The following is a 17,402-nucleotide window of genomic DNA, read 5'->3' on the forward strand; positions in this document are numbered from 1 at the left end:
GCTCGGCCCTTGCTTCGGCCCCCGCCGGGGCGCTAAAGAGGCGCCATTGGGCGGTTAGCTCAGCTGGTTAGAGCATCTCGTTTACACCGAGAGGGTCCGCGGTTCGAATCCGTGACCGCCCACCAGCCTTCGCTCGCTTCGCGAGCTACGGCTCGGCAAGCCAGCACAGCAAGGTCGTAAGCGCGAAGCGATCGAAGGTTGCCGCGCCGAAGCCCAACGGCGAAGGCGGGCTCGGCCAGCCAACTTCAATCCTGCGGCCGCCCCGGCAGCAGCGGCACGGCGTCGATCCACACCGCTGCCGATTGGCACCAGATCTGTCTCACCGGCCGCAGCGCATCCCGCTGGCGGATCGAGCCCCAACGGATGCCCCAATCGTCGGCCTGGTCGCCCTCGCCGCTGGTGAACAGCGGGGAACCGCAATCGGCACAGAAATGCTGAAAGCGCATCCGGCCGTTGTCGCCGCGCTTGCCGTAGATCTTGGGCGAGCCACGGGTCAGGCGGACATCGGCCTTGGTGCAGATGGCCGTCACGCGGAACGGCGAGCCGGTCAGCGTCTGGCAATCGGTGCAGTGACAGACCGAGACTGCCTCCGGATCGACCTCGGCCTCGAACGCGACCTTCCCGCAATGGCATTGCCCATCGACGTGCATTGCCTCCTCCCCTTCCCCAAACAAAAACGGCGCCCGAAGGCGCCGTTTTATCATCATTTTTCGAGCTGCGATCTCAGTGAGCGGTCAGGCCGCCGGCGGCTTCATCGCCGTCCGGCTTCACCGTCACCTTGGTGTCCTCTTCCCAGACGATCGGCGTAGGCTTCTTCACCAGCGCCTTGGCGACGACGTCATCGAGGCGCGAGACCGGGATGATCTCCATGCCGCCCTTGATCGCATCGGAAATCTCCGTGAGATCCTTGGCGTTGTCCTCGGGGATCAGCACCGTCTTGATGCCGCCGCGGGCCGCAGCCAGCAGCTTCTCCTTGAGGCCGCCGATCGGCAGCACGCGGCCGCGCAGCGTGATCTCGCCGGTCATCGCGACATCATGGCGGACCGGGATGCCGGTCATGACCGAGATGATCGCGGTGGCCATCGCAACGCCCGCGGACGGGCCATCCTTCGGCGTCGCGCCTTCCGGCACGTGCACGTGGATGTCGCGCTTGTCGAACAGCGGCGGCTCGACGCCGTAGTTGATCGCGCGCGAGCGGACGTAGGACGCCGCCGCGGAGATCGACTCCTTCATGACGTCGCGCAGATTGCCCGTGACCGTCATCTTGCCCTTGCCGGGCATCATGACGCCTTCGATCGTCAGCAGCTCGCCGCCGACATCGGTCCAGGCAAGCCCGGTGACGATACCGACCTGCGGCTCGCTCTCGATCTCGCCGAAGCGGTACTTCGGCACGCCGAGCAACTCTTCCAGAGTCTTCTCGGTGACCTTGACCGACTTCTTCTTGGAGATCATCAGCTCCTTCACCGCCTTGCGGGCCAGTGTGGAGAGCTCACGCTCCAGGTTACGCACGCCCGCTTCGCGGGTGTAGCGGCGGATCAGAAGCAGCAGCGCCTCGTCGTCGATCGAGAACTCCTTGGAGTCCAGGCCGTGCTTGGACACCGCGTTCGGGATCAGGTGCTTGCGCGAGATCTCGACCTTCTCGTTCTCGGTGTAGCCCGCGATCCGGATGATCTCCATGCGGTCCATCAGGGGCCCCGGAATATTGAGCGTATTCGCGGTGGTGATGAACATCACGTTGGACAGATCGTAGTCGACCTCGAGATAGTGGTCGTTGAAGGTCCCGTTCTGCTCGGGGTCGAGTACCTCGAGCAGCGCCGAGGACGGATCGCCGCGGAAATCGGCGCCCATCTTGTCGATCTCGTCCAAGAGGAACAGCGGATTGGACGACTTCGCCTTGCGCATCGACTGGATGATCTTGCCAGGCATCGAGCCGATATAGGTGCGGCGGTGACCGCGGATCTCGGCCTCGTCGCGCACGCCGCCGAGCGAGACGCGCACGAACTCGCGCCCCGTCGCCTTCGCGATCGACTTGCCGAGCGAGGTCTTGCCGACGCCGGGAGGCCCGACCAGGCACAGGATCGGCCCCGTCAGCTTGTTGGCGCGCGACTGCACCGCGAGGTACTCGACGATACGCTCCTTGACCTTCTCCAGCCCATAGTGATCGGAGTCCAGGATGGCTTGCGCCTGCTCCAGGTCCTTCTTCACCTTGGACTTCTTGTTCCACGGGATCGACAGCAGCCAATCCAGATAGTTGCGCACGACGGTCGCTTCCGCGGACATCGGCGACATCTGGCGCAGCTTCTTCAATTCATGCTGCGCCTTCTCGCGCGCTTCCTTGGAGAGCTTGGTCTTCGAGATCTTCTCTTCGAGATCGGCGAGCTCGTCGCGACCGTCGTCGTCGCCGAGTTCCTTCTGGATCGCCTTCATCTGCTCGTTGAGATAGTACTCGCGCTGGGTCTTCTCCATCTGGCGCTTGACGCGGGACCGGATGCGCTTTTCGACCTGCAGCACCGAGATCTCGCTCTCCATCAGGCCCAGCACCTTCTCCAGGCGCGTGGTGACGGACAGCGTCTCCAGTATGCCCTGGCGATCGGCGATCTTGACCGCGAGATGCGAGGCGACCGTATCAGCCAGCTTGGCGAAATCGGTGATCGCCTGCACGACGCCGACGACCTCGGCCGAGATCTTCTTGTTGAGCTTCACATAGCTCTCGAAGTCGGACACGACCGAGCGCGCCAGCGCTTCCGCCTCGACCGATTTCGCGTCGGTGTCCGCAAGCGCGACGGCGGTCGCCTCATAATAGTCGGCGCGGTCGGTGTACTTCGCCACGCGCGCACGCTCGAGCCCTTCGACCAGCACCTTCACGGTGCCATCGGGAAGCTTCAGGAGCTGCAGCACGCTGGCAAGCGTACCGGTCTCGTAAATCGCATCGGGCGCCGGATCATCGTCGGACGCGTTCTTCTGCGTCGCGAGCATGATCAGCGCGTCGTTCTTCATCACCTCTTCGAGTGCGCGGATCGACTTCTCGCGACCGACGAAGAGCGGAACGATCATGTGCGGGAAGACGACGATGTCGCGCAGCGGCAGCACGGGATAGGCGTGTGCTTCGCCATGAACGATTGTTGGCCGGGGTTTTGGATTGGTCATGGCCTTTTCCTTTTGCTTTGCCCCCTTGCACGCAGCCCGCGATCATGCGCAACCGCCACAAGGTGCCGAGGTGATCCGCAGAACCGGTCGGTCCTCTACAAGTTGGACCGGCTCGCCGGAACGGAACTGAGGCGAATCTTGAAGAGAATTTTCGCTCGCCGCCGACATTAGGTGGCTATCGACCCGGGGGGTGTCAAGTCATTGAAAAACGCGCGCCATCAGGCGCTTACGCAACGCGGCAAGCGACGCAACACCGGCTGCGGAACCACGGCTCCGCAGCCAACTCAAGGAGACGATTGGAGCTTTCCAGCGCCGTCAGATCAGGCGCTGGCGTTCTCGACGGCACGATCGGACCGATCGGCATAGATGTAGAGCGGACGCGCCGTGCCTTCCACGACTTCGCGGGAAATCACGACTTCTTCCACACCTTCCAGGCCCGGCAGGTCGAACATGGTCTCGAGCAGGATCGCCTCGAGGATCGAACGCAGGCCTCGCGCGCCGGTCTTGCGCTCGATCGCCTTGCGGGCGACCGCGCCAAGCGCCTCGTCGGCGAAGGTCAGCTCGATGTTCTCCATCTCGAACAGCCGCTGGTACTGTTTCACCAGCGCGTTCTTCGGCTCCGTCAGGATCTTCTTCAGCGAGGTCTCGTCGAGATCCTCGAGCGTCGCCACGACCGGCAGACGACCGACGAACTCGGGGATGAGGCCGTACTTCAGGAGGTCCTCAGGCTCGACGTGACGGAAGATCTCGCCGGTCCGGCGATCCTCCGGCGCGAGCACCTGGGCGCCGAAGCCGATCGAGGTCGACCGACCGCGCGCCGAGATGATCTTCTCGAGGCCGGCAAAGGCGCCGCCGCAGATGAACAGGATGTTGGTGGTATCCACCTGCAGGAACTCCTGCTGCGGATGCTTGCGGCCGCCCTGCGGCGGGACCGAAGCCACCGTGCCTTCCATGATCTTGAGCAGCGCCTGCTGCACGCCCTCACCCGACACGTCGCGCGTGATCGAGGGGTTGTCGGACTTGCGGCTGATCTTGTCGATTTCGTCGATGTAGACGATGCCGCGCTGGGCGCGCTCGACGTTGTAGTCGGCGGCCTGGAGCAGCTTCAGGATGATGTTCTCGACGTCCTCGCCGACATAGCCGGCTTCGGTCAGCGTCGTCGCATCGGCCATCGTGAACGGCACGTCCAGGATGCGGGCGAGCGTCTGCGCGAGCAGCGTCTTGCCCGAGCCGGTGGGACCGATCAGCAGGATGTTCGACTTCGCGAGCTCGACGTCGTTGTGCTTGGTCTGATGGTTGAGGCGCTTGTAGTGGTTGTGCACCGCGACCGACAGGACCTTCTTCGCATGGCTCTGGCCGATGACGTAATCGTCCAGCACCTTGCAGATTTCCTTCGGCGTCGGAATACCGTCGCGCGACTTGACCAGCGAGGACTTGTTCTCCTCGCGGATGATGTCCATGCAGAGCTCGACGCACTCGTCGCAGATGAAGACCGTAGGACCCGCGATCAGTTTGCGGACTTCGTGCTGGCTCTTGCCGCAGAACGAGCAATATAGCGTGTTCTTGGAGTCGCTCGTGCCGACCTTACTCATTCATGTCTCCGTCCGCGGTTCGATCCCGTTCCGCTCGATCGCCCCATTCCGACACGAGGGTCGGCATGAAGCTTAAGTAGAGCAAATTCCGTACCAAAAAAGACCCTACGCTTTACTACATTCCGTGCGAATCACGGTGGCTCGATTCTCCCGCGATCATAGCCGATCAATCGTAGCCAACCATGCTGTCACCCGACTATCAAGAATTCGCTAATCGGGGGTCGCCAGCTACCCGTGACAATACCGTGATTTCCGGTCTTGGCACGGGCGAAGTGATCGAAAACACCCCGGCGTTGCTGGATTGCCACGAAAAACAAGCACGAAAGCGGAACTTTCTGCTTGTCGCAGGGCGCAAAACCGCGTTTTGCGCCGTGCGCACGCGCACCTAACGTGAACGCCGCCCTGACGGGCTCCACGGCAAACCGAGGGCTCGTCGTGACGCCTCAGTAGTGCTACGGGGCCTTCACCGGCGCCGGCTCCTCGGCGCGCTTGTCGATCACCTTGTCGACCAGGCCGAACTCCTTGGCGTCGTTCGCAGTGAGGAACTTGTCGCGTTCCAAAGCATCCTCGATCGACTTGTAGGTCTGGCCGGTGTGCTTGACGTAGATCTCGTTGAGCCGCTTCTTCAGGTTCAGGATCTCCTGGGCGTGCAGCATGATGTCGGTGGCCTGGCCCTGGAAGCCGCCCGAGGGCTGGTGCACCATGATGCGCGCGTTCGGCAGCGAGAAGCGCATGTCCTTCTCGCCGGCGCAAAGCAGCAGCGAGCCCATCGAAGCCGCCTGACCGGTGCACAGGGTCGAGACCGGCGGGCGGATGAACTGCATGGTGTCGTAGATCGCAAGGCCCGACGTCACCACGCCGCCCGGCGAGTTGATGTACATCGAGATTTCCTTCTTCGGATTTTCCGCCTCGAGGAACAGGAGCTGCGCGACGATCAGCGTCGACATGCCGTCCTCGACCGGGCCGGTCACGAAGATGATGCGCTCCTTCAAGAGGCGCGAGAAAATGTCGTAGGCGCGCTCGCCACGATTGGTCTGCTCGACCACCATGGGCACGAGGTTCATGTAGGTTTCAACCGGATCGCGCATGAGTCACCTAGGGTTTCGGAGACGGACATCGCCGGGCTGGCTTGCCAGCTTGGCTGGATTTGCCGGATGGCGAATGGACGTCCTGTGATGCAGGAACTTGGGTAAGAAGTAGAAAGGCGTAGCGACAGATATAGCCCATTTCGCTTCTGACAAGTGCGCAGCGCATTAAGGCTTAATCCGTGGGGCAGTTGAAGCTGATTCGCACAAAGAGGCCCAGCCGGCCACCTGGCTAGCTGGGCCTCTTCGCTCATCATCCTTAATAGCGGGCTATCTCAAACCCTTCAGGCCGCGGTCTTTTCCGCGTCGTCGTCCTTGTAGAGGTCCTCGCGCGAAACCTTCTTCTCGGTCACGTTGGCGAGCTCGAGGATGAAGTCGACCACCTTGTCCTCGTAGATCGGCGCACGAAGCTGGGCCAACGCCTGGGCGTTGTTGCGGTAGAAGTCCCAGACCTCCTTTTCGCGGCCGGGCATCGAGCGCGCGCGCTCGATCACGGCGCGGCCGACCTCGTCATCGGTCACGGTGATCTTGTTCTTCTCGCCGATCTCGGAGAGCACCAGGCCAAGCCGCACGCGGCGATCGGCGATCTTGCGATACTCCTCCTTTGCCTTGTCCTCGGTGGTGTCCTCGTCGGCAAAGGTCTTGCCGGCGGAGTCCATCTCGGCCTTGACCGAGTTCCACATCAGGCTGAACTCCTCGTCCACCAGCGAGGGCGGCGCCTCGAAGCGATGCGCCTCGTCGAGGCGGTCGAGCAGCGCGCGCTTGACGCGCTGGCGCGTGGCGGTGGCGAACTCGGCAACGAGGCGCTCGCGCGCGGCCTCTTTGAGCTTGTCCAGCGATTCCAGGCCGAGCGACTTGGCGAACTCGTCGTCGATCGCAAGGTCCTGCGGCGCCTCGATCAGCGTCGCGGTGGTCTCGAACTCCGCCGGCTGGCCGGCGAGCTTGTCGTTCATGTAGTTCTTCGGGAACGACACTTTCAGCGTGCGCGTCTCGCCTGCGCCGATGCCGATGAGCTGCTCCTCGAAGCCCGGAATGAAGGTGTTGGAGCCGATCAGGACCTGGATGCCCTCGCCGGTGCCGCCTTCGAAGATTTCGCCGTCGATGCGGCCCGTGAAGTTGATGGTAACGCGGTCGCCCGACTCAGCCTTGGTGCCCTCGCCCTTGGCGGCATAGGTGCGGTTGGAATCGGCGATGCGCTTGATCGCCTCGTCGACATCGGCGTCGGTGACATCAGCAACTGGCTTCTCGACCTGGAAGCTCTTGAAGTCGGCGAGCGCGATCGCCGGCACTACTTCGATGGCGACCGTGTAGGTCAAATCCGTCTTGCCGCTCAGCAGCTCCTCGACCTCGGCCTGTTCGCTCGGCATGGTGATTTTCGGCTCGGTCGCAAGGCGAAAGCCGCGCTCGGAGAACAGCTGCGTGTTGGTGTCGCGGATGGTCTGGTCGATGGTCTCGGCCATGACCGAGCGACCATAGACCTTCTTCAGGTGCGCGACCGGCACCTTGCCCGGACGGAAGCCGTTGATACGGACCTTGTCCTTGAGGTCGACGAGCTTGGCGCCGGCCTTGGCGTCGAGATCAGACGCGGGAACGCTGATCTTGAACTCGTGCTTCAAACCTTCCGAGAGGGTTTCTGTGACCTGCATGGCGTCCAATCTTCTTTTCGTTCGGCCCCGGCACGTCGCGCGTCGGGACGCTGTCGTTAATCGATCCGGCGCGAGGCAAACGCCTCCACGCCGGTGGTTCATCGGACCCGCTCCAGGCGGATGATCATCCGCGCGGAAGCAGGCCTCGTAATCCGTGCAAACGCGATAAGCGCTTGGTGCGGGCGGAGGGACTCGAACCCCCACAACTTTCGTCACTGGAACCTAAATCCAGCGCGTCTACCAGTTCCGCCACGCCCGCGTGAATTCGCATCAAGACCGGCCGCGATGCCGCGGGCGGCCGGGCTTATAGCATGTGCCTGACTGTTCGCAGCAAAAAAATGGCCTGATGGAGGCAAGCTTCAAGTAGGCACTGCGGCTGGACTTATCCAGCACGGCGTGGTCCGGATCGTGCCATGACAACGCGGATCCATGCTCCCCATCGGCGCGAGGTTTTGGCCGGCTTAGGGGCCTCGGCAGCCGGGCTGATCGTGGGCGGTGCAGGCCCATCCGTCACGGCCCAGCTCGCGCTGCAGGCGAGACCGGCAACGCTGGCTTTGAGACCGGGTCAGCCGGCTACACCAATCTGGGAGCTGGCCACCGTAAGCCACCTCAGAGACGTGCGTCTCAAGCGTTTCGATCGCTGCCAGGTGGTCTTCAGCAACAACCTCCCTGTGCCGATTGCGCCAGTCTGGTACAGCCTCCACGCGCCGATGGCCGCCGACCCGCTCCGCGGCCGCGCCCCGGCAGCGCCGGATGCGACAGAAACATCAATTATTTCAGTGCCTAATGCAGGCACCCTGCTGGCCGACTTCCGCCTCTTCGAGCACCGCCTGCAGCAGCCCGCACGCGCGCTTCCGATCATCGTGGCCGAAACCGGCCCGGTCGCCGTTGATCGTGATGAGCTCCTGCTGATCCAGGAATGGCGCCTGCGGCCGGATGGCACCGCGGTCCCGCCGGGCCAGGACCCGAAGGACACCACGCCGCTTTACACAATCAACGGCAAGACTTCATTCGAACTCTCAGCTTCGGCGGGCGAGCGGCTGCGGCTACGCTTCATCAACGGCTCGCAACGCTCTGTTCTCGCAATCAAATTGGAAAACCACGAAGTCCGTGTGATGGCCCTCGACGGCCAGCCGGCCGAGCCGTTCCCCGCGCGCAACGGCGCGTTGGTGCTGGCCCCGGGTGCGCGGACCGACGCTTTCGTGGATGCGGCCAGTTCGGCCCCGTTTATGCTGCATGACGGCAAGGCGGTGCGCCAGGTCGGACACCTGACTGTCTCCGGAAAGCTGGAGCGCGCTCCGCTGCCGCCGCCGCAGCCGCTCCCGCCGAATGATCTGCCCGAGAAGCTCGATCTACGAGCCGCCCTGCGGTTCGATGTCGCGGTCGGTACGGCCGATGCCGGCTGGGCACGGCCCGCGACCTTCTCCACCGCCTCCGCCCCTGCCTTCCGCGCCAAGACCGGCCGCACCGTGGTGCTGGCGCTGCAGAACCCCGCCCCGGTCACCACCGTGTTTCACCTGCACGGCCACCATTTCCGGCTGCTCGACAAGCTCGACGACGGCTGGAAGCCCTATTGGCTCGACACGCTGGCGATCGAGCCTGGCCAGACCCAGCGCATCGCGTTCGCCGCGACCTCGCCCGGACGCTGGCTGATCGAATCCGTCGTGACCGACTGGGCCGCGCCGCGGCTGGTGCGCTGGTACGGGGTGGAGTGAACGTTCAGTATTCGATGCCCAGCGCGTCATAGATCCGCCGGTGCACGGCCGGCAGCGTCTCGGTCAGATCCTCCGCGATCAGGCCCGGCCCAGCTTCGCTTCCCGCCTCGCCGTGCATCCAGACGCCGATGCTGGCGGCCTCGAACGCCGGCACGCCTTGCGCCAGGAGCCCGGCGATGATCCCGGACAGCACGTCGCCGGCGCCGGCAGTGGCGAGCCAGGGTGGCGCATTGGCGGCGATGGTGGCGCGGCCGTCGGGGGCGGCGATTGTGGTGTCCGGGCCCTTCAGCAGCACGACGGCGCCGCAGCGCTCGGCGGCGGCGCGGACGCGCTCGAGCTTGGAGCGGCCGGGATGCTTGTTGCTGAGGTCGGAGAACAGGCGCGGAAACTCGCCTTCGTGCGGGGTCAGCACCACCGCATTGTCCTGCGAGGACTTGATTGATTCAAACAGGCGCTCGGGGGTTGCGGCAAAGCTGGTCAGCGCATCCGCATCGAGCACCAGATGCCGGTGCGCGGTAAGCGCGGTGTGGATGAGATCGCAGGTGCGCTCACCGATGCCCGCACCGGGGCCGATGATACAGGTGTTGTAGCGTTTGTCGCCGAGCAGCTCGCCGAACTCGATCGCGCTGTCGACGGGGCGAACCATCACCGCGGTGAGCGCGGCAGCATTGATTGCGAGCGCATCGCGCGGGCTCGCCAGCGTCACGAGGCCCGCGCCGGCGCGCAGCGCGCCGCGCGCGGCGAGCCGTGCCGCGCCGGTCGCGGCTGCATCGCCCGAGACCGCGAGCACGTGACCGCGCGCATATTTGTGGCCATCGATGCGCGGCACCGGAAAGGCCGCGCCCCAGAGATCCGGATCGTTCTCGAAGGTCTGCGGCGCGATCTCCTCCAGCACCTGCGCATCGATGCCGATGTCGGCAACGCGCACGCGGCCGCAATGCATGCGCCCGGGCAACAGCAGATGCGCCGGCTTCTTTCGGAAGAAGGTGACGGTCTCGGTGGCGTTCACCGCCACGCCCATCACGGCCGCGCTGGTGCCGTTGATGCCGCTCGGCAGGTCGACCGCCAGCACCGGGGCACCGTTGGCGTTGATCGCCTCGATCATGGCGCGCGCTTCGCCATCCACGGTGCGGCTGAGGCCGGCGCCGAACAGCGCATCGATGATCAGCGCAGGCCTGCCGATCGCCTGCGGGTTGAACGGCAGCACCGGGTGCTTCCAGCCGCGCGCGGCCGAGGCGGCATCGCCCTGGAGCTGGTCCCGCTCGCACATCAGGATCACCGAGACCTCGCGCCCCTGCGCGGCGAGCTCGGCCGCGGCCACGAAACCGTCCCCGCCATTGTTGCCGGGGCCGGCGACGATCAGGATCGGCCCCTCCTCCACCAGCGCATGGGCGGCCTCGGCGACCGCCTGGCCGGCGCTGAGCATCAGCTTGAAACCGGGCGTGCCGGCCGCGATGGCAAGCTGGTCGGCTCGCTGCATTTCGGCGTTGGTCAGAACTTCCATGCCACTTCCTAGTACAAACGCCTCTTGAACAGGCATCTTTTGCGCCGATCCGGCGGTGGGAACGTCGAAATGCACATATATTGAACCGTTTGCCTATTTTGCGGTCTTCGGTATTTTGTGCAGGTCGGCACCATCACTCAGAGATGCTCGTTAAAAGGCTGATAACGCTCCGATAATCAGGGCATTTGCAACTTGGCATAGACCCTGCTTTCGAGGAAGCCGCTTCGGTTCGTCGTGCTCACTGACATCTTGAAGGGCGTGGCCGGCCGTTGTTGCCGGACGGGTCAGGGATCCCGGCACAGAGAAGACAAGATCGTGCGTTGAGAAATGCGCGTCCTGACGAAGACGTTGCTATTGGATCGAAAGGCCGGGAGTCGCGCAGTGAAGAAAATCGAAGCCATCATCAAGCCATTCAAGCTCGACGAGGTGAAGGAAGCGCTTCAAGAAGTCGGTCTGCAGGGCATCACCGTCACCGAGGCCAAGGGCTTTGGCCGGCAGAAGGGTCACGCCGAACTTTACCGCGGCGCAGAATACATCGTCGACTTCCTGCCGAAGGTCAAAATCGAGATCGTGATCGGCGACGATCTGGTCGAGCGCGCCATCGACGCGATCCGCCGCGCCGCGCAGACCGGCCGCATCGGCGACGGCAAGATTTTCGTCTCCAACATCGAAGAGGCGATCCGCATCCGAACCGGCGAATCCGGGCTGGACGCTATCTGAACCGGGTGCTATCCCGCATTTTGCGACACTCTGACAAGAAATAAGGCTGCTTCGGCGGCCTGATTTCGTTTGTGCGGTCGCGCGCGAACTCGCCAAAAGCGAGAACAATCTTGCTCACCTGGAAACCGACCCGCAGAGCCATAAGGGGTATGCATGAAGACCGCCAAAGACGTCCTGAAATCGATCAAGGACAACGACGTGAAGTACGTCGACCTGCGCTTCACCGATCCGCGCGGCAAGTGGCAGCACGTCACGTTCGACGTCAGCATGATCGATGAAGACATCTTCGCCGAAGGGACGATGTTCGACGGCTCCTCGATTGCCGGCTGGAAGGCGATCAACGAGTCCGACATGTGCCTGATGCCCGATCCGGTGACCGCGACGATCGACCCGTTCTTCGCCGAGACCACCATGGTCATCACCTGCGACGTGCTCGAGCCGACCACCGGCGAGCCCTATAACCGCGACCCCCGCGGCATCGCCAAGAAGGCCGAGGCGATGGTGAAGTCGATGGGCGTGGGCGACGCCGTGTTCGTCGGCCCCGAAGCCGAGTTCTTCGTGTTCGACGACGTGCGCTTCTCCTCCACCCCCTACAACACCGGTTTCCGCCTCGACTCCTCGGAGCTGCCGACCAACTCCGACACCGAATATGAAGGCGGCAATCTCGGCCACCGCGTCCGCACCAAGGGCGGCTATTTCCCGGTGCCGCCGCAGGACTCGGTGCAGGACATGCGCTCGGAGATGCTGGGCGCCATGGCCAAGATGGGCGTCAAGGTCGAGAAGCATCACCACGAGGTCGCTTCCGCCCAGCACGAGCTCGGCATGAAGTTCGACACGCTGACGCTGATGGCCGACCACATCCAGATCTACAAGTACTGCATCCACCAGGTCGCGCACATCTACGGCAAGACCGCCACCTTCATGCCGAAGCCGGTCTACGGCGACAACGGCTCGGGCATGCACGTGCACCAGTCGATCTGGAAGGACGGCAAGCCGGTGTTTGCTGGCAACAAGTACGCCGACCTGTCGGAGACCTGCCTCCACTATATCGGCGGCATCATCAAGCACGCCAAGGCGATCAACGCCTTCACTAACCCGTCGACCAACTCCTACAAGCGTCTGGTCCCGGGCTATGAGGCCCCCGTGCTGCTCGCCTATTCCGCGCGCAACCGCTCGGCGTCGTGCCGCATCCCCTACACCGCTTCGCCGAAGGCCAAGCGCGTCGAGGTGCGCTTCCCCGATCCGCTCGCCAATCCCTATCTCGGTTTCGCCGCGATGCTGATGGCCGGCCTCGACGGCATCAAGAACAAGATGGATCCGGGTCCGGCGATGGACAAGGACCTCTACGATCTGCCGAAGGAAGAGCTGAAGCAGATCCCGACCGTGTGCGGCTCGCTTCGCGAGGCGCTCGAAAACCTCGACAAGGACCGCGCCTTCCTCAAGGCCGGCGGCGTGTTCGACGACGACTTCATCGACGCCTATATCGAGCTGAAGATGACCGAGGTTGAGCGCTTCGAGATGACCCCGCACCCGGTTGAGTTCGACATGTACTATTCGGGCTAAGCGGTCCGAACTATCCGCGACAAGCAAAAGGCGCTTCCGGAAGGAGGCGCCTTTTCGTTTGAGGGGTCTCGACCGCTACCACGTCGCCGTGAACGCCCGCTGCAGCTCGGCCGGAGCCGTGGCGCCCGCTCGCGATCAGCACCTCGCCGCTTTCTGTTACGGGTTGTCAGGTCGCGGCATCAAATGGTCGAGCAGGCCGGTGGGGAGCGGAAACACCACGGTCGACGAGCGTTCACCGGCGATGTCGTGCAGAGCTGCGAAGTAACGCAGCTGCATTGCCTGAGGCTCTTGCGCCAGGATCCGGCCGGCTTCGACGAGCTTTTCGGCGGCCTGCTGCTCGCCCATCGCATTGATCACCTTGGCTCGCCGCAAGCGCTCCGCCTCGGCCTGTTTGGCGATCGCGCGAACCATGGTTTCGTTGATATCGACGTCCTTGATCTCTATGCCGGTGACCTTGATGCCCCAGACGTCAGTCTGCTTGTCGAGGATCTCCTGGATATCGGCGTTCAACCTGTCGCGCTCGGCAAGCATCTCGTCGAGCTCATGCTTGCCGAGCACCGAACGCAACGTGGTCTGGGCGAGCTGGCTGGTCGCCGCCATGTAGTCGCCGACCTTGATGATGGCGCGCTCGGGGTCGACGATGCGGAAGTACAGGACGGCGTTGACCTTGACGGAGACGTTGTCCCGCGAAATCACGTCCTGCGGCGGCACCACCTGCACCATCACCCGCAGATCGACCTTGACGAGTTGCTGCACGATCGGGATGAGGAGTATCAGGCCCGGGCCCTTCACACCGGTAAAGCGGCCGAGCGTGAAGACGACGCCGCGCTCGTATTCGCGCAGGATTCGAATGGCCTGGGATAGAAACACGATGACAAGCAGCGCAAGCGCCGCATACGTCAGATATTCCAGCGTCATGATGTACCTCCCTCGCCTGTCCGGGCGGGTGTGCGGCGTATCAGCAGCGTCAGGTCGACGACATTGGCGACCTCTACCGTCTCTCCGGGCTTGAAGGTTTCGGCGCCGCGCGCCTGCCAGCGCTCACCATGGGCGAAGACATGACCTTCGTTCCCGTTCCAGTCGAGAACCTCGGCGGGCAAGCCGCGCATGGCCTGTGCGCCGAGCAGCGCAGGAGCTTTGCGGACGCGCCGAAGTGAGCCAAGCACGATCAGAACAAAGCCGCTGAACACGACCGCAGTGGTGCCGATCACCCACCACGACAGTTGGTACCCAGGCGCCTCGCTCCTGAAGAGCATCATTGCTCCCAGCACGAAAGCGATGATCCCGCCGAACCCGACCACCAAGGTCGGGTTGAAGACTTCGACGGTGAGAAGCACAAGTCCCACCAGCATCAGGGCGAGGCCGGCATAGTTGATCGGCAGCAAATTGAGCGCGTAGAGGCCGATCAGCAGGCAGATCGCGCCGATAACTCCGGGGGCGACGGCTCCGGGAGACATGAACTCGAAGATCAGGCCGTAGATGCCGACCATCAGGAGAATGAACGCCACGTTCGGGTTGGTGATGACCGCCAGGAACCGGGATATCTGTCCGGGCTCGATGGCTTCGACGACAGCATCCTTTGTTGCGAGGCGTTGCGTCTTGCCGCCTGCGAGCTCCACCACACGGCCATCAACCTGCCGCAGCAATTCAGCCTGATCGCGCGCGACGAGATCGATGGCATGTGCCTCCAGCGCGCCGTTGGCGGAGAGTGTTGCGGCCTCGCGGACCGCCCTCTCCGCCCACTCCGCATTGCGGTTGCGCAGCTCGGCGAGGCTTCGGATGAAGGCGACGGCATCGTTCGTGGCCTTCGCCGTCATCGCGTCCTTCGGCTCATCCTTCTTGTCTTTGCCATCCTTGTCGGGTGTGCCGCTCGGCAGGCCCGGCAGCGGTCCGCCAATCTGGACCGGCGTCGCCGCACCGATGTTGGTACCTGGTGCCATCGCCGCGATGTGGGTCGCGTAAAGGATATAGGTCCCCGCACTCGCCGCGTGGCCCCGGAGGGAGCGACGTAGCCAATGACCGGGACGTGCGAGGCGAGCACATCCGCGATGATCTCGCGCATGCTGGAATTGAGCCCGCCGGGCGTGTTCATCCTCAGAAGCACGACCTCGGCGCGCCGTTCGCTCGCCGTGGCCAAAGCCTCCCGGACGTAGCTGGCTGACGCCGGGCCAATCGCCCCGTCGATCGAAACAACAAGGGCTACGCGCTTGCTCTCCTCCGCTGAGCTGGGAAGGAGGCAGCAGATCAAAGCCACGACGGTGATCGCCGCAACGAGGGCCGCCTTCATGGTCTGCACGGCACGGGCTCCCTTGCAGAGCATATGGTAATTCTTCTCATGAACCTCAATGCTGCGCGTGGAGATCAACGTTGCGATTGTGCAACGCAATGGGAATGCCCATGCAGGATTGCCGATGCGCTCGGCCTCGGCGAGCGTACGTTGAACCGAAAATTCCAGGACTCACGCACGAGCCGCCGCAATCCTTCATCATGCGCAGCCGTGTCGAGCACGCGCGCACCCTGCTGGAATCGACGACGCAGCCGATCAAGACGATCGCGCGCGCTGCCGGCTATGAGGATGAGAGCAGCTTCCGCAAGCTGACACTGATGTCACGCAATCCTATCGTGCGCGACGGATGGAGCGGGCGGTGTGAGGCTGGTGCCGTTGGCATGACCGATGGACGCAGTCCGGTCGCGGCGCTCTCGCTGGGCACAGCCTGAGCGCATCTACGATTTAACACGGTAGAGAAATCCTGCGCCACGGAGCGGCCATCAGCTTTCGTTCTGCATCTGACTCCAATTCGTTCTCAAAGAACAAATCAGAGCCGCAAAAACCAGGACGGAGCAATTCTACTGATTGGTTTACTCCGTCGGAAATTCGGGATGCACCTTGGATAAACAGTCCTCGTAGGGCGGATTAGCCGAAGGCGTAATCCGCCTACTGCGTGCGACGCTCACGCACGTTCGCCAAAGTTACCATCCGCGTTGCTATCTCCTGCCCAATCCGCCGGAAACAGTCCGGCCTCGACATCTCGGTGAAATGACGAATGCGGCCAATCCAACACGCGGGTCACATATCCGTGCTTGACTGGGTTGATGTAGCAATACTCGATATGGCGTGCATAGTCGGTTTCGTCGCGGATGAGGTGCTCCCAGAACCGGTTCTGCCATACGCCACGCTCCCGTCTTGCGATCTGTACAGCGGTTAAAGGCTCTGTCTTCGGCAGGGACTTCGCGAAGCGCATTTTGATCAATCTCCACCGCATCGAAAAGTCGGCATCGCCGCGGGGAAGCGTCCAGACCGCATGAAGGTGGTCCGTAAGCACGACAAACGCATCGATAGTGAACGAATAGTCCCGACGGGTCGCTGCAACGGCCGCGCGCAGCGCTGCGATGTGCTCGACGAGCAGCCGCTGCCTACGATCATGAAGATTGACCGTGAAGAATCAGCAGCCACCTGGAACAAATGCACGGCGGTAATTCGGCATTGCAGCTGCCCCATGAACTAAAGATGGCGGATTACGCCTTCGGCTAATCCGCCCTACTCAGTCCAAGCCGAGTGCGCAACGTGGCAGAAGCTGGATTCCCGGCTCTGCGCCGCAACGCTCCGCGTTGCAGCTGGTCCGGGACACGACCGCGGCTACGCCTCCGCCTTCTGCCTTGTCACCAGCGCCTCGCCAAAGGCCTCGAACAGCTTGCGGTTGATCGGATTGTGCTGCGGGTCGTACTCCGCGTGCCATTGCACGCCGAGGGCAAAGCTCGGGGCTTCCGCGATGCGGATCGCCTCGATGGTGCCGTCCTCGGCGATGCCTTCGATCAGCACGCGCTTGCCGGGATCGAGAATGCCCTGTCCGTGCAGCGAATTGACCCGGATCTTCTCGCAGCCGAGAATCGTGGCGAAGGCGCCGCCGGGCGTCAGCTCGACGTCGTGGCGGTCGGCGAACACCACGGTCGGATCGGGATGGATCTCGCCGTTCTCGAGCCGGGGCATGCGGTGGTTCATGCGGCCGGGGATCTCGCGGATCTCGGGATGCAGCGAGCCGCCGAAGGCGACGTTCATCTCCTGCAGGCCGCGGCAAATGCCGAACAGCGGAATGCCGCGGGCGACGCAGGCGACCGACAGGGCCAGCGCAACTTCGTCGCGGTGGATGTCGTAGGGTTCGTGCTTCTCGCAGGGATCGACGTTGAAGCGGGTTGGGTGAACGTTGGCCCGGGCCCCGGTCAGGATGATGCCGTCGACGGTATCGAGCAGCGCCGGGATATCCGTGATGTCGGGGGCTCCAGCGAACATCAACGGCAAGCCGCCGGAGACTTCGGCCACGGCGCGCAGGTTTCGCTCGCCAACCATCTGGACCTGAAATCGATTCTCGACGCGATAGGAATTTCCGATCACGCCGACGACCGGCTTTCTCATCTGTCGTTCCGCGCCTCCC

General features: G+C 63.5%; 13 protein-coding genes, 2 tRNA genes and 2 pseudogenes. 6 read left to right on the forward strand and 11 right to left on the reverse strand.

Annotated elements, in window-relative coordinates:
• Positions 1-48: 48 nt before the first annotated feature.
• Positions 49-125: transfer RNA gene (locus I6F37_RS01390), tRNA-Val, on the forward strand.
• 120 nt (positions 126-245) lie between these two features.
• On the opposite strand, the gene I6F37_RS01395 is transcribed toward I6F37_RS01390, so the two are convergent.
• The 3 genes from I6F37_RS01395 to clpX all read right to left on the reverse strand — a co-directional run bounded on the left by I6F37_RS01395 (position 246) and on the right by clpX (position 4,739).
• Positions 246-650 (reverse strand): GFA family protein, encoded by a 405-nt coding sequence (locus I6F37_RS01395; RefSeq protein WP_036025378.1) that lies wholly within the window; start codon positions 648-650, stop codon positions 246-248.
• A gap of 73 nt (positions 651-723) precedes the next feature.
• Entirely contained in the window at positions 724-3,147 is a 2,424-nt protein-coding gene (gene lon / locus I6F37_RS01400) for an endopeptidase La (RefSeq protein ID WP_036010279.1), read from the reverse strand.
• A 320-nt stretch (positions 3,148-3,467) separates the two neighbouring features.
• Complete coding sequence (clpX, locus tag I6F37_RS01405; protein WP_008547851.1) at positions 3,468-4,739, reverse strand: ATP-dependent Clp protease ATP-binding subunit ClpX; 1,272 nt, start codon at positions 4,737-4,739, stop codon at positions 3,468-3,470.
• Positions 4,740-4,921: 182 nt separating this feature from the next.
• On the opposite strand from clpX, the gene I6F37_RS01410 reads away from it, so the two are divergent.
• Entirely contained in the window at positions 4,922-5,128 is a 207-nt protein-coding gene (locus I6F37_RS01410; protein ID WP_225150083.1) for a hypothetical protein, read from the forward strand.
• A gap of 63 nt (positions 5,129-5,191) precedes the next feature.
• Here I6F37_RS01410 and I6F37_RS01415 read toward each other — a convergent pair whose 3' ends face one another.
• From I6F37_RS01415 to I6F37_RS01425, 3 genes are all read right to left on the reverse strand, one after another.
• Positions 5,192-5,827, reverse strand: coding sequence for an ATP-dependent Clp protease proteolytic subunit (locus I6F37_RS01415; RefSeq protein ID WP_225150084.1), 636 nt, complete (start codon positions 5,825-5,827; stop codon positions 5,192-5,194).
• A 281-nt stretch (positions 5,828-6,108) separates the two neighbouring features.
• The gene (tig, locus tag I6F37_RS01420; RefSeq protein ID WP_225150085.1) at positions 6,109-7,470 is read right to left on the reverse strand and encodes a trigger factor; all 1,362 of its coding nucleotides are present in this window, start codon (positions 7,468-7,470) and stop codon (positions 6,109-6,111) included.
• A 174-nt stretch (positions 7,471-7,644) separates the two neighbouring features.
• Positions 7,645-7,729: transfer RNA gene (locus I6F37_RS01425), tRNA-Leu, on the reverse strand.
• Between the two features lie 154 nt (positions 7,730-7,883).
• Here I6F37_RS01425 and I6F37_RS01430 point away from each other — a divergent pair.
• Complete coding sequence (locus I6F37_RS01430; RefSeq protein WP_225150086.1) at positions 7,884-9,185, forward strand: multicopper oxidase family protein; 1,302 nt, start codon at positions 7,884-7,886, stop codon at positions 9,183-9,185.
• A 4-nt stretch (positions 9,186-9,189) separates the two neighbouring features.
• On the opposite strand, the gene I6F37_RS01435 is transcribed toward I6F37_RS01430, so the two are convergent.
• Positions 9,190-10,689 (reverse strand): NAD(P)H-hydrate dehydratase, encoded by a 1,500-nt coding sequence (locus tag I6F37_RS01435; RefSeq protein WP_225125151.1) that lies wholly within the window; start codon positions 10,687-10,689, stop codon positions 9,190-9,192.
• Positions 10,690-11,070: 381 nt separating this feature from the next.
• On the opposite strand from I6F37_RS01435, the gene I6F37_RS01440 reads away from it, so the two are divergent.
• Both I6F37_RS01440 and glnA read left to right on the forward strand, forming a co-directional pair.
• Positions 11,071-11,409, forward strand: coding sequence for a P-II family nitrogen regulator (locus tag I6F37_RS01440; RefSeq protein WP_007603495.1), 339 nt, complete (start codon positions 11,071-11,073; stop codon positions 11,407-11,409).
• 153 nt (positions 11,410-11,562) lie between these two features.
• On the forward strand, positions 11,563-12,972 hold the full coding sequence (glnA, locus tag I6F37_RS01445) for a type I glutamate--ammonia ligase (RefSeq protein ID WP_036010292.1): 1,410 nt from the start codon (positions 11,563-11,565) through the stop codon (positions 12,970-12,972).
• Positions 12,973-13,128: 156 nt separating this feature from the next.
• Here the strand turns inward: glnA and I6F37_RS01450 are convergent, their stop codons facing one another.
• The gene (locus tag I6F37_RS01450; RefSeq protein WP_036010294.1) at positions 13,129-13,890 is read right to left on the reverse strand and encodes a slipin family protein; all 762 of its coding nucleotides are present in this window, start codon (positions 13,888-13,890) and stop codon (positions 13,129-13,131) included.
• A pseudogene (locus I6F37_RS01455) lies at positions 13,887-15,268 on the reverse strand (nodulation protein NfeD). Before I6F37_RS01455 ends, I6F37_RS01450 begins: the two are co-directional and overlap by 4 nt.
• Before the next feature lie 191 nt (positions 15,269-15,459).
• Between I6F37_RS01455 and I6F37_RS01460 the strand changes: the two are divergent.
• Positions 15,460-15,690, forward strand: coding sequence for a hypothetical protein (locus I6F37_RS01460; RefSeq protein ID WP_249786448.1), 231 nt, complete (start codon positions 15,460-15,462; stop codon positions 15,688-15,690).
• A 233-nt stretch (positions 15,691-15,923) separates the two neighbouring features.
• Here I6F37_RS01460 and I6F37_RS01465 read toward each other — a convergent pair.
• Both I6F37_RS01465 and I6F37_RS01470 read right to left on the reverse strand, forming a co-directional pair.
• Positions 15,924-16,457, reverse strand: a pseudogene (locus I6F37_RS01465) (transposase).
• 152 nt (positions 16,458-16,609) lie between these two features.
• Positions 16,610-17,383, reverse strand: a complete 774-nt coding sequence (locus tag I6F37_RS01470; RefSeq protein ID WP_036025392.1) for a gamma-glutamyl-gamma-aminobutyrate hydrolase family protein — start codon at positions 17,381-17,383, stop codon at positions 16,610-16,612.
• Positions 17,384-17,402 lie beyond the last annotated feature (19 nt).

It is taken from the genome of Bradyrhizobium sp. NBAIM08 (assembly GCF_020193935.1).
GTDB lineage: Bacteria > Pseudomonadota > Alphaproteobacteria > Rhizobiales > Xanthobacteraceae > Bradyrhizobium > Bradyrhizobium yuanmingense.